This is a genomic window from Kitasatospora cathayae (assembly GCF_027627435.1).
GTDB lineage: Bacteria > Actinomycetota > Actinomycetes > Streptomycetales > Streptomycetaceae > Kitasatospora > Kitasatospora cathayae.
The window spans coordinates 7513622-7527774 of the sequence record NZ_CP115450.1 but is presented as its reverse complement, the minus strand read 5'-3'; the positions used below and the strand labels follow the sequence as shown (position 1 = coordinate 7527774).

Below are 14153 nucleotides of genomic sequence, written 5' to 3'. Positions count from 1 at the left end.
TGGTGCCTTCCTGTGATGAGGCGGGGTCGGTCAGCGGTCGCTCAGACGGCCGAGCTCGTTGTCGATGAAGGCCAGGACCTCGTCCGCGCTCGCTGCTTCGAGCCGCTCCGCAATGGCGTCCTCGGCATTCTGCGCGTCCTGGTTTCGCAATTTCTCCAGCATTCGGCGCAGCCGGAGCGCGAGCGCGTCGCGCGTCGCCTCGTCGGTGTCGGCCTCGGCCAGCGCCGCGTCCAGGCGGTCGAGTTGGCCGAACAGCGCGGCGCCGTCCGCCGCGCCCCGCTCGTCGAGGAGCACGCCGAGCAGGTGGGCGCCGAGGACGGCGGGGGTCGGGTGGTCGAAGACCAGGGTCGCGGGCAGGCGCAGGCCGGTGACGGCGGTGAGACGGTTGCGCAGTTCCAGGGCGGTGAGGGAGTCGACGCCGAGGTCGTGGAAGTCCCGGTCGGCGGGGACGGCCTGGGGCGAGGCGTGGCCGAGGACGGCCGCCGCCTCGGTGCGGACCAGGTCGACGACGTGGCGCAGCCGGTCGCCCTCGCGCAGTTGGGTGAGGCGGGCGGCGAGCGCGACCACCGCTCCGGTGCGCCCGCCCGTGGACTCGACCACGCGGCGCGCACCGCGGACGAGGCCGCGCAGCAGCGCGGGCACGGTGCCGGGCATCCGGGTGGGGCCGGTGGCGCGGCCGATGGGGACCAGGTAGGGCTCGTCGACGGTCGTGGCGGCGTCGAGCAGGGCGAGGCCCTGTTCCTCGGTCAGGGGCGGGACCCCGGTGGCGCGGATGCGGTGCAGGTCGGCCTCGGACAGCGTGCCCGTCATGCCGGCCGTGGGCACCCAGGCGCCCCAGCCCAGCGACTGGGCGGGCAGACCCCGCTGGCGGCGCCAGTGCGCGAGGCAGTCCAGGTAGACGTTGGCCGCGGCGTAGTTGCCCTGACCCGCACTGCCCATCACGCCCGAGACGGAGGAGAACAGGACGAAGGCCTTGAGGCCCTGGCCCTCGGTCAGCTCGTGGAGGTTCCACGCCGCGTCCACCTTCGGCCGCAGGACGGCAGACAGGCGTTCGGGAGTCAGGCCGGTCACGATGCCGTCGTCCAGCACACCGGCCGCGTGCACCACACCGGTGACCGTCCGCCCGTCCAGCGCCTGGGCGAGCGCCTCCCGATCGGCCGCGTCACAGGCCACCACCTCGGCGCGCGCCCCCAGCTCCGCCAGCTCGTCCACCAGCTCGGACGCGCCACCCCGGCGGCTCAGCAACAGCAACTCACGCACACCGTGCCGGGTGACGAGATGCCGGGCGACGAGACGGCCCAGGCCACCGGTGCCACCCGTGATCACCACGGTGCCCCCGCCCCAACCCACCGAGGACTCGCCCGGGGCCACCCGGGCCAGCCGGCCCACCCGTACGACACCGGCCCGAGCGGCGAACTGGAATTCTCCACCGCTCAGTTGCGTCGAGAGGACGGGCAGCGCCGCCTTCACGTCCGACGCCCGCTCGACGTCGAGCAGGGCGAACCGGCCCGGGTTCTCGGCCTCGGCCGCCCGGACGAGACCCCAGAGCGCGCCGCCGGCGAGGTCCGCGACCGCACCGCCCGGCACCGCCCCCCGGGTCGTGAACACCAGGCGGGCGTCGGCGAAGCGCGGCTCGGCCAGCCACTCCTGCACCAGGCCCAGCGCCCACGCCGTCACCGCATGGACGTCCTCGGGCGCGAAACCGCCCGCCACCGGCACGAGGACCAGGTCCGGCGCCTCGCCGGTCAGGTCGGCGAGCGACGGCACGTCCTCGCCCAGGGTGACGGCCTGCACGGGCCCGGCGGCGCGCGCCGAGGCGTCCGCCCAGTCGAGCCGCAGCAGCACCCCGGCCGATCCGGCCTGCTCGGCCGCGGCGGCCGGCTCGCCCAGCACCAGCGATCCGGCCGACAGCACGGGGCCGCCCGCGGCGTCCGTGACCTCGACGGACACCGCGTCCGCACCCGCCCGCGCGACCCGCAGCCGCACGACCGCCGCGCCGGTGGCGTGCAGCGCCACGTCCCGCCAGTCGGCGGGCACCAGCCGCGCGCCTTCGTCCGCCCCGGTCAGGCCGGCGATCTGGACGGCCGCCTCCAGCAGCGCCGGGTGCAGCCCGTACGGCGCCGCGTCCTCGGCCCGGCCCGGCAGGACGGCCTCCGCGAACACCTCGTCTCCCCGCTGCCACACCGCCTGCAGCGTGCGGAACGCCGGGCCGTGGTCCAGCGGGTCGTGGCAGGACGCCGGATCCACGGCTACCGCCTCGGCCGGGGGCCACTCAGCGGCGTGGAACCCGGCTTCCCGCTCGCCCACGGCCAGGATGCCAGTGGAGTGGCAGACCCACGGGCCGTCCGCCCCGTCCGCCGGCCGGGCGTAGCAGCTCAGCGGACGCGTCCCGGCCCCGTCCGGCGTGCCGACGACCAGTTGGACGGCGACGGCACCGTCCTCGGGCAGCACCAGCGGCTCGGCGAGCGTCAGCCGCTCGACCCGGTCGCAACCCACCTGGTCGGCGGCTCGGACGGCCAGGTCCAGGAACGCGGTCCCGGGGAGGACGGCCACGCCGCCCACCCGGTGGTCACCCAGCCACGGCTGCGCCTTCAGCGACAGCCGGCCGGTCAGCAGCACGCTGCCCGAGTCGGCCGGGGAGACCACCGCGCCCAGCAGCGGGTGCTCGGCCGGTTGAAGGCCCGCGCCGGTCACGTCACCCGTGTGCACGGCCTGGGCCGGCCAGTAGCGCTCACGCTGGAAGGCGTACGTCGGCAGGACGACTCGCCGGGCGCCGGTGTGGTCGAGGACCCGGACCCAGTCGACGGGCACGCCGACGACGTGGAGGCGGGCGAGCGCCGTCAGCAGGACGCCCTCCTCGGGTCGGTCGGGGCGCAGCGCGGGGACGACGACGCGGTCGACGCCCCCGTGCGGGTCCTGGGCGGCGGGGCTCTGCTCCACGAGGATCTGTTCGGTGAGGGCGGTGAGCACGCCGCCGGGGCCGAGTTCCAGGTAGTCCGTCGCACCGGCGGTGTCGAGGGCGCGGACGCCGTCGGCGAAGCGGACGGCCTCGCGGACGTGGCGCACCCAGTAGTCGGGGGTGGTGAAGTCCGCGCCGCCGAGCTCGCCGGTGAGGTTGGAGACCAGCGGGATCGAAGGCTCGCGGTAGGACAGGCCGTCGAGGACCTCACGGAAGTCCGCCAGCATCGGGTCCATCAGCGGCGAGTGGAACGCGTGGGACACCCGCAGGCGGGACGTCCGCTGGTCGGCGAAGTGCGCCTCGACAGCCGCGACGGCCTCCTCCGTGCCCGACACGACGACGGACCTCAGGCCATTGACGGCCGCGATGGACACGAAGTCGCCCACCAGCGGGCGGACTTCGTCCTCCGTCGCCTGCACCGTCAGCATCACGCCACCGGACGGCAGCGCCTCCATCAGCCGACCGCGAGCAATCACGAGCTTGCAGGCGTCCGCCAGCGAGAACACCCCCGCCACGTGCGCCGCAGCGATCTCACCGACCGAGTGACCGGCCACGAAATCCGGCCGGACGCCCAGCGACTCGACGAGCCGGAAGAGCGCCACCTCGACCGCGAACAGCGCGGCCTGGGCGTACCCCGTCCGCTTCAGCGGCTCCGCCTCCTCGCCCCACACCACCTCGCGCACGGGCACGTCCGTCGCGGCACACACCGCGTCGAACGCCTCCGCGAACACCGGGAACCGGCCGTACAACTCGCGCCCCATGCCCAGCCGTTGCGACCCCTGCCCGGAGAACAGCAGCGCGAGCCGCCGCTCCCCCGCCGCGCCGCGCGCCACCTCGGCCCCGTCCAGCAGCACCGCCCGGTGCCCGAACCGCGACCGCCCTGCCAGCGACAGCCCGACGTCCACCGCCGAACCGTCCACGTCGACGAGTCCGGCCAGTTGCGCGTCCAGCGCGGCCTCCGACGCTCCCGACACCACCCACGGCACGACGCCCGGGGCCACGACCGCCTGCTCGGCCCGCTCGACCGCCGGCGCCTGCTCCACGATCACGTGGGCGTTCGTCCCGCTGATCCCGAACGACGAGACCCCGGCGCGTCGCGGGTGCCCGGCCTCGGGCCACGTCCGCGCCTCCGTCAGGAGCTCCACCGCGCCCGCCGACCAGTCGACGTGCGAGGACGGCGCGTCGACGTGCAGCGTCTTGGGCAGCACGCCCGCCCGCATCGCCTCCACCATCTTGATCACGCCCGCGACGCCGGCCGCCGCCTGGGTGTGGCCGAGGTTGGACTTGACCGAGCCGAGGAACAGCGGGTGCTCGCGGTCCTGCCCGTACGTCGCGAGCAGCGCCTGGGCCTCGATCGGGTCACCCAGCGTCGTGCCCGTCCCGTGCGCCTCGACGGCGTCGACCTCGGCGCCCGACAGCCCGGCGTTGGCGAGCGCCTGCCGGATGACGCGCTGCTGGGCCGGCCCGTTGGGCGCGGTGAGCCCGTTCGACGCGCCGTCCTGGTTCACGGCGCTGCCGCGCACGAGCGCGAGCACCGGGTGCCCGTTGCGCAGCGCGTCCGAGAGCCGCTCCAGCACCAGCACGCCCGCGCCCTCCGACCAGCCCGTCCCGTCCGCGCCGTCCGCGAACGCCTTGCAGCGCCCGTCCGTCGCGAGGCCGCCCTGCCGGGTGAAGCCGAGGAAGCTCATCGGCGTGGACAGGACGGTCACCCCGCCGGCCAGTGCCAGCGTGCACTCGCCGCTGTGGAGGGACTGCGCGGCCAGGTGCATCGCCACCAGCGAGGAGGAGCAGGCGGTGTCGATCGTCAGCGCCGGACCCTCCAGGCCGAAGCAGTACGACACCCTGCCGGAGATCACGCTGTTGGCCAGTCCGGTGCTGGCGTGGCCCTCCACCTCGTCGCGGGAGTTCATCACCAGCGAGGCGTAGTCCTGGCCCGTCGTGCCGACGAAGACTCCGGTCCGGCTGCCGCGCAGCGCGGTCGGATCGATGCCGGCCCGTTCGAAGGCCTCCCAGGACGTCTCCAGCAGCAGACGCTGCTGCGGGTCCATGGCGAGGGCCTCGCGCGGCGAGATGCCGAAGAAGCCCGCGTCGAAGTCCCCGAGGTCGGCCAGGAAGCCGCCCTGTCGGGTGGCGCTCACGCCGTGGCCGGTGCCGAAGAGCGCGCCGAGGTCCCAGCCGCGGTCGGTCGGGAAGTCGGTGATGCCGTCGCGCCCCTCGCTCAGGAGCCGCCAGAGGTCCTCGGGGGCCCGCACACCGCCGGGCAGGCGGCAGGCCATGCCGACGATCGCGATCGGTTCCCGGGCGTCGCCGCCGACGGCCGCCGGGGCCGCCGGTTCGTCGTCCTCCTCGAGGAGTTCCCCGAGGAGGTGGGCGGCGAGGACGCGCGGGGTCGGGTGGTCGAAGACCAGGGTTGCCGGGAGCCGGAGCCCCGTGACGGCGGCGAGGCGGTTGCGCAGCTCGATCGCGGTGAGGGAGTCGAACCCGAGATCACGGAACTCCCGGCCCGGGTCGACCGCCTGGCCCGAGGCGTGTCCCAGGACCCCGGCGGCCTCCGCGCGGACGAGGTCGCCGACGTGGCGCAGCCGGTCGCCCTCACGCAGCTCGTGCAGGCGCGCGGCGAGCGCGGCGCCCGTGCCGCCCATGTTCGCCGCGCTCCGGCGAGCGGCGGGCAGCAGCGCGCGGAACATCGTCGGCACCTCGCCGCGCGGGCGGGCTCCCGGTGCCATGCGACCGGTCGCGACCAGGTACGGCTCGTCGACGGCCATCGCGGCGTCGAGCAGCGCGAGACCGTCCCCGTCGGTCAGAGGCGGGACGCCGGAGGAGCGGATGCGGTGCAGATCGGCCTCGGAGAGCGTTCCCGTCATGCCGCCCGTCGGCGCCCACGCGCCCCAGCCCAACGACTGGGCGGCCAGGCCCTGCTGGCGGCGCCAGTGCGCCAGCGCGTCGAGGTAGACGTTCGCCGCCGCGTAGTTGCCCTGACCGGCGCTGCCCAGGACACCGGAGATCGAGGAGAAGAGGACGAAGGCCTTGAGGTCCTGGTCCCTGGTCAGCTCGTGGAGGTTCCAGGCCGCGTCCACCTTCGGCCGGAGGACGGCGGACAGGCGCTCGGGCGTCAGTTCGTTCACCACGCCGTCGTCCAGGACACCGGCCGCGTGCACGACACCCGTGATCGTCCGGCCGCTCAGCGCCTCGGCGAGCGCCTCGCGGTCGGCGGCGTCGCAGGCCACGACCTCGACACCGGCGCCCAGCGCGCGCAGTTCCTCCAGCCACGCGCCACAACCACCGCGGCGGCTCAGCAACAGCAGGTCCCGGACGCCGTGTTCGGTGACGAGGTGGCGGGCGACGAGACGCCCCAGGCCGCCGGTGCCGCCCGTGACGACGACGGTGCCCCCGCCCCAGCCGGCCGAGGACCCGCCCCGCGTGACGCGGGCCAGCCGGCCCACGCACACGGCGCCGTCGCGGACCACCGCCTGCGGCTCGCCGGTCGCCAGCACGGCCTCCAGCGGCAGCTCACCGTCCGTGTCGACGAGCACGAACCGGCCCGGGTGCTCCGACTCCGCAGCCCGCACCAGGCCCCACACGGCAGCGCCGACGAGGTCGGACACCTTGCCACCCGCCACGGCGCCCCGCGTGACGAGGACGAGACGCGCGTCGGCGAAGCGCGGCTCGGCCAGCCACTCCTGCACCAGGCCCAGCGCCCACGCCGTCACCCCGTGCACGTCCTCGGGCGTCGAACCGCCCGGTACCGGGACCACCACCGCGTCCGGCACGTCGTCCCCGAGCTCCGACAGCCCGGCGGCCTCCACGAACCGGACGCCGACCGGACGGGCGGGCACGGCCGCGACCCACTCCAGCCTCAGCAGTGAGCCGTTCACCCCGTGGGAGGCGGCGGCCGGCTCGCCCAACTCCACGGACTCCGCCGACAGCACGAGCTCGCCCGCCGCGTCGGCGAGGGCCAGCGACAGCGTGTCCGTGCCCGTCCGCACCAGCCGCGCCCGCACCACGGTGGCGCCCGTGGCGTGCAGCGACACCCCGGACCAGGCCACCGGGACGAGCCCTCGTCCGTCCGCCCTCAGGACGGCGGCCGGCAGAGCCGGGTGCAGACCGAACCTGGCCGCCGCACCCGCCAGTTCGGCCGGGATCTCGACTTCGACGAAGGTCTCCTCGCCGCGCCGCCAGACACCGGCGCCGTCCGCGACCGCGCCGGTCGGTGGCCAGAGCGCCGCGTCGAAGTCGGCGGCGCGCGCTCCCGTGGTCAGCACCCCGGTGGCGTGCTCCGTCCACGGATCGTCGAGGCCGCCGTCGGGGCGCGAGAAGAAGGTCACCGTCCGCGCGCCCGACTCGTCCGGCACACCGGCCCTGACCTGGACGACCGTGCCGCCGCCCGCGTCGGCCGGGGCGAGCGGCCGGGTGACGGCGAGCCGCTCGACCCGGTCGCAGCCGACGTGGTCGCCGACCCGGATCGCCAGTTCCAGGAACCCGGCCGACGGGAAGACGTCCGCGTCGCCGTCCCACGCCACCGTGCCGGGCGAGAGCCGGCCGGTGAAGACGACGCTGTCCGTGCCCGCGAGCGGCAGGACGGCGCCGAGCAGCGGGTGGTCCGCCGCCACCAGACCGGCGGAGGCGACATCGCCGGCGCCGCTGCCGCGTGCGGGCCAGTACTGCTCGTGCTGGAAGGGGTAGGTGGGCAGGTCGACCCGGTTCGCGCCGGTGCCGTCGAAGAGCCGGGACCAGTCGACGGGGACGCCGGTGACGTGCAGGCGGGCGAGGGCGGTGACGAGGGCGTGTTCCTCGGGCCGGTCGCGGCGCAGCAGCGGGAGCGCGGGGGCGTCGGAGCCCTGGCCGTCCTGCTGGGCGAGGGCGGCGAGGACGCCCTCCGGGCCGAGCTCGACGAAGGCGGTGGCACCGGCCTCGCGCAGGGCGCGCAGGCCGTCGGCGAAGCGGACGGCCTCGCGGACGTGGCGCACCCAGTAGTCCGGAGACGCGAAGTCGCCGCCCAGGGCGCCGGTGAGGTTGGAGACCAGCGGGATCGAAGGCGCGCGGTAGGACAGACCGTCGAGGACGGCTCGGAAGTCCGCCAGCATCGGATCCATCAACGGCGAGTGGAACGCGTGCGAGACCCGCAGTCGCGTGGTCCTGCGGTCCGCGAAATGCGCCTCGATCCGCGAGACCGCCTCCTCGCTGCCCGAGACGACCACCGAGGTCGGCCCGTTCACGGCGGCGATCGACACGAACCCGCCCAGCAGCGGGAGGACTTCACCCTCCGTCGCCTGCACCGCCAGCATCACACCGCCCGGCGGCAGCGCCTCCATCAGCCGGCCACGAGCGCCGACCAGCTTGCAGGCGTCCTCCAGCGAGAACACCCCCGCCACGTGCGCCGCCGCGATCTCACCGATCGAGTGACCGGCCACGAACTCCGGCTCCACGCCCAGCGATTCCAGCAACCGGAACAGGGCCACCTCGACCGCGAACAGCCCCGCCTGCGCATTCGCGGTCCGGTTCAGCAGCTCGGCGTCCGAACCCCACACCACATCCCGCAAGCCCCGGTCGAACTCCCCGCACACCGCGTCGAACGCCGCCGCGAACACCGGGAACCGGGCGTACAACTCCCGCCCCATCCCCAGCCGCTGCGACCCCTGCCCCGAGAACAGGAACGCCGTCGACCGCTCCCCCGCCACCCCGCGCGCCACCTCGGCGCCGTCCACCAGCACCGCCCGGTGCCGGAACCGCGAGCGCCCCGCCAACGACAGACCCACGTCCACAGGAGCACCCCCGACCCCGGCGAGCCGCTCCAGCTGCGCGTCCAGCGCGGCCTCCGACTTCGCCGAGACGACCCACGGCACCACACCGGGCACCACCGACGGGCCGTCGGCCGAAGAGTCCTCCTCGGAAGCCTCCTCCACCGCCTCCTCGACGATCACGTGCGCGTTCGTCCCGCTGATCCCGAACGACGACACGCCCGCCCGACGCGGCCGCTCGTCCAGCGGCCACTCCCGCGCCTGCGTCAGCAGCCGCACCGCGCCCGCCGACCAGTCCACCCGCGAGGACGGCACGTCCGCGTGCAGCGTCTTGGGCAGCACGCCGGCCCGCAGCGCCTGCACCATCTTGATCACGCCCGCGACCCCGGCCGCCGCCTGGGCGTGGCCGATGTTGGACTTGACCGAGCCCAGCCACAGCGGCCGGCCGTCCTCCCGCCCCTGTCCGTAGGTGGCGAGGAGCGCCTGGGCCTCGATCGGGTCGCCCAGCGGCGTCCCCGTGCCGTGGCCCTCGACGGCGTCGACCTCGGCGGCCGACAGCCCGGCGGCGGCCAGCGCCTGCCGGATCACCCGCTGCTGCGAGGGGCCGCTGGGCGCGGTGAAGCCGTTGGACGCGCCGTCCTGGTTCACCGCCGAACCCCGGACGACCGCGAGAACGTGGTGCCCGTTGCGGCGGGCGTCCGAGAGCCGCTCCAGCACCAGCACGCCGACGCCCTCGGCCCAGCCCGTCCCGTCGGCGCCGTCGGCGAACGCCTTGCAGCGCCCGTCCGAGGCCAGCCCGCCCTGCCGGGAGAATTCCAACAGCGAGCCGGGCGTCGCCATCACGTTGACGCCGCCCGCGACGGCGAGCGTGCACTCGCCGGCCCGCAGCGCCTGGACCGCCCAGTGCAGGGCGACCAGCGAGGACGAGCAGGCGGTGTCGACCGTCACCGAGGGGCCTTCCAGCCCGAGGGTGTAGGAGAGGCGTCCGGAGAGCGCCGAAGCGGCGATGCCGGTGCCGATGTCGCCGGTGGCGTCGGCCAGGGAACGAACCAGCAGGTACGCGTAGTCCTGGCCGTTGGTCCCGAGGAAGACGCCGGTGCGGCTGCCGCGCAAGGCCGTCGGGTCGAGGCCGGCCCGCTCGAACGCCTCCCACGAGGTCTCCAGCAGCAGGCGCTGCTGGGGGTCGGTGGAGACGGCCTCGCGCGGCGACATGCCGAAGAAGTCGGCGTCGAAGCCGGACACCGAGTCGAGGAAGCCGCCGCGCCGCGAGACGCGGGTGCCGCGCTCGTCGACATCGGCGCCCGCCAACGCTCCGAGGTCCCAGCCGCGGTCCTCCGGGTAGCCGCCGGTGGCGTCGGTGCCGCCCGCCACGAGCTCCCAGAGGTCCTCGGGAGAGGCGACGCCGCCGGGGTAGCGGCAGCCCATGCCGATGATGGCGACGGGCTCGGCGGCCGCGGCCAGCAGCCGGCGGTTCTGTTTGCGCAGCCGTTCGGTCTCCTTCATCGAGGACCGGAGAGCGGCGACTACCTTGTCATGGGGCGTGGTCATGGCTGGCTGCTCCGTCAGTCCTGGGCGTGGTCGGGGTCGTTGCTCAGGGCGGCCTGCACCAGGTCGTCCAGGTCCATCGCGTCGATGGCGTCGGCCTCCTCGGGATCGCCGTCCGCGGCGCCGTCGGCGAGCCTCAGCAGCGTGTCCAGGACGCCGCTGCGCCGCAGCCGCTCCAGCGGGACGGACTCGACGAGCGCCCGCAGACGGTCGCGCTCGGGGTCGGTGGGCTCCCCGCCGTCGCCCTCGTCGACCAACAGGCCGCCCAGGTGCGCGGCGAGCTCGGTCGGGCTCGGGTGGTCGAAGACCAGCGTCGGGGACAGCTCGAGGCCGGTCGCGGCGCCGAGCCGGTTGCGCAGCTCGATCGCGCCGAGCGAGTCGAACCCGAGGTCACGGAACGCCCTCTCGGGGCCGACGGCCTCGATGCCGGGCAGTCCGAGCACCTCGGCCGCGCGGCCGCGCACCAGCCCGAGGAGGGCGGCGGAGCGGCGGGCCGGGCTGAGGCCGGCCAGTTCGGTGCGCAGCTCGCGGCCGTCGCCGCCGTCCTCGCCCGGGCCCTGGGCGTCGGCGTAGCCGGGGAGTTCGGCGAGCAGCCGGCTCGGGCGGAGGGCGGTGAAGGCGCGCACGAAGCGCTCCGGGTCGACGTCGGCGACCAAGGTGGTCGGCGCGGTGTCGAGGACGGCGCGGCGCAGCGCGGCGACCGCGACGGCCGGGTCGAGCGGCTTGATGCCGGTGCGGCGGGCCGCCTCGCCGGCCCGGGCGTCCGCGGCCATGCCGCCGCCGGCCCAGGCGCCCCAGGAGAGGGAGGTGGCGGCGAGTCCGTCGGCGCGGCGGCGTTCGGCGAGGGCGTCGAGGACGGCGTTGGCGGCCGCGTAGTTGCCCTGGCCGGGATTGCCGACGGCCGCGGAGGCGGAGGAGAACAGGGCGAAGACGGCGAGGTCGTGGTCCCTGGTCAGCTCGTCGAGCAGGAGCGCCGAGGTGGCCTTGGCGCGGTAGACGTCCTCGAAGCGGTCGGGGGTGAGGCCGTCGATGACGCCGTCGTCGAGGACGCCGGCGGCGTGGACGACGGCGGTGAGCGGGTGCTCGGCGGGCACGCCGGCCAGGACGGCGGCGAGCGCCTCCCGGTCGGCGGCGTCGCAGGCCACGACGGTGACGGCGGTGCCGGCGGCGGCGAGTTCCGCGCGGAGTTCGGCCGCCCCGGGGGCATCCGGACCCCGGCGGCTCAGCAGCATCAGGTGCCGCGCGCCGGCGGCGGCGAGACCGCGGGCGACCTCGGCGCCGAGCGCGCCGGTCCCGCCGGTGATCAGGACGGTGCCGGTCGGCTCCCAGTCCGCCGGATCGCTCACGGAGCCGCCGGGCGTGGCGGCCAGGCGCCGGCCGAGGATTCCGGTCGGCCGCACGGCCAGCTGGTCCTCCCCGTCCGGATCGGCGAGGACGGCGGCCAGCAGGGCGGCGGTGCGCCGGTCGAGGCTCGTCGGCAGGTCGATCAGACCGCCCCAGCGCTGCGGGAGTTCGAGCGCGGCCACCCGGCCCAGGCCCCAGACGGCGGCCTGGGCCAGGCCGGTGACGCGGTCGCCGGGGGCGGCCCCGACGGCGTCCCGGGTGAGGCACCACAGGGGGGCGCCGATCCGGGCGTCGCCGAGGGCCTGCACCAGGGCTGCGGTGCGGGCGAGCCCGGCGGGGGCACTGCCGTCCGCGGACTCGTCGAGCGCGGACTCGTCCAGCGCGAGGAGGGACACCACCCCGGCGATCCCGCCCCTCGCACAGGGGAGTTCGGCGAGCTGCTTGGCGAGGCCGGCCCGCTCGGCGCCTGCCTCGACGGTCAGCCGGACGGCGTCCGTGCCGAGCGCGGCGAGGACCTCGTCCGTCCAGGCCGGGTCGCCGTGGCCGGAGGGCACTACGGCGACCCAGGTGCCGGCCGGGGCCGCGGCGCGCGGCCGGTCGAGCGGCTTCCAGACGATCCGCCGGCGGCGGGCGTCCAAGGCGGCCTGCTCCTCGCGCCGGTCGTGCCAGTCGCGCAGGGCGGGAAGCACCTGGGCGAGGGCGTCGCCGTCGACGTCCAGGGTGCCGGCGAGCGCGTCGAGGGACGCGGTGCGAATGGCCGTCCAGAACTCCCCGTCCGAGGCGGACACGGCCGGGGCCGCCGCCTGACCGAACGACTGCTCGGGCCAGTAGCGCTGCCGCTGGAACGGATAGGTGGGCAGGTCGACCCTCCGGGCGCCGGTGCCGGCGAAGACCGCGGACCAGTCCGGCGCGAGCCCGTCGGTGTGCAGGCGGGAGACGGCGGCGAGCAGGGTCGTGCGCTCGTCGCGGCCGTGGCGCAGCGCGGTGGCGGTGACCACCGGGCGCGCCGGGTCGGCGTCCGCCGCCGCGGCGGCCTGGACGAGCGCGGAGAGCACGCCGTCCGGGCCGAGTTCCAGGTGACGGCGCACATCGCGGGCGGTGAGGGCGGCGACTCCGTCGGCGAAGCGGACGGCCTCCCGGACATGGCGCACCCAGTACCCCGCGCCGAACTCCGCTCCGGTGTCTCCGGTCAGGTTGGACACGAGCGGGATGCGGGGGGCGGCGTAGCTGAGGCCCCGGGCGGTCCGCTCGAAGTCGTCGAGCATGGCGTCCATGTGTACGGAGTGAAACGCATGGCTCACCCGCAAACGCCTAGTCCTGCGCCCGTCGGCCGCGAAACCTGCGGCGATGCGCTCGACGGCGTCGGCGTCTCCCGAGAGGACGACGGCCCGCGGCCCGTTGACGGCGGCGACCGACACGCCGTCCGTCAGCAGCGGCAGCACCTCGGCCTCCGTCGCCTCGACGGACACCATCGCTCCCCCACCGGGGAGTTCCGACATCAGCCGGGCTCGGGCCGCCACCAGCGTGCAGGCGTCCTCCAGCGAGAACACCCCCGCCACGTGCGCCGCCGCGACCTCACCGATCGAGTGCCCGACGACGAAGTCCGGCCGCAGACCCCACGACTCCACCAACCGGAACAGCGCCACCTCCAGCGCGAACAACGCCGGCTGCGCGTACCCCGTGTCGTCCAGCAGCACCGCCTCCGCCGAACCCTCCGCCGCGAACAGCACCGGGCGCAGCGGTCCGGCCAACCGTCCCTCGAAACCCTGGAGGACGGCGTCCAGCGCGTCCGCGAACACGGGGTGGGCGGCGTACAGCTCCCGCCCGGCGCCGGGGCGCTGGGAGCCCTGGCCGGGGAAGAGGAAGGCGGTCTTCCCGCCCAGGGCCGAACCCTGGACGAGCTGCGCCGCGGGCCGGCCGTCGGCGAGGGCGCGCAGGCCCTGAGCCAACTCGGCGCGGTCGGCGGCGAGCACGGCCGCCCGGTGGTCGAGCAGCGTGCGGCTGGTGGCGAGCGAGTGGCCGAGGTCGCGGACCGTCAGCTCCGGGTGGGCGTCGAGGTGGCCGAGCAGCAGGGCGGCCTGTTCGCGCAACGCGGCGGGCGTCGCGGCGGAGAGCGGGACGGGCAGCGGCCGGTCGTCCGGGCGTTCCTCGGCGGGCTCGGCCGCCGGCGGTGCCTCGACGATGACGTGGGCGTTGGTGCCGCTCGCGCCGAAGGCGGAGACGCCCGCCCGGCGCGGGCGACCGGTGGTCGGCCACGTCGTCTCCTCGGTGAGGAGCTCGGCGGCGCCGGCCGTCCAGTCGACGTGCGAGGACGGCGTGCCGACGTGCAGTGTGCGCGGCAGGAGGCCGTGTCGCATGGCCAGCACCATCTTGATCACGCCGGCCACGCCGGAGGCCGCCTGGGTGTGGCCCAGGTTCGACTTCAGCGCACCGATCAGGACCGGCCGTTCGCGGTCCTGACCGTAGGTCGCGAGCAGTGCCTGGGCCTCGATCGGGTCGCCGAGCCTGGTGCCGGTGCCGTGCGCCTCGACGGCGTCGACCTCGGCGGCGGTCAGGCCCGCGTTGGT

Annotated in this window: 2 protein-coding genes (1 of these 2 cut by a window edge); both read right to left on the bottom strand. The window is 75.9% G+C overall.

The window, feature by feature from the left end:
• Positions 1 to 30: 30 nt before the first annotated feature.
• Positions 31 to 10245 carry a type I polyketide synthase gene (locus O1G21_RS33915; RefSeq protein ID WP_270149093.1) on the bottom strand — a complete coding sequence of 3405 codons (10215 nt, stop codon included), beginning with the start codon at positions 10243 to 10245 and terminating at the stop codon, positions 31 to 33.
• 14 nt (positions 10246 to 10259) lie between these two features.
• Positions 10260 to 14153: the 3' end of a type I polyketide synthase gene (locus O1G21_RS33910; protein ID WP_270151402.1), read on the bottom strand. 24033 nt of this gene lie beyond the right edge of the window; 3894 of the gene's 27927 nt are visible here — the last part of the coding sequence; the start codon falls outside the window, past its right edge; it ends in the stop codon at positions 10260 to 10262.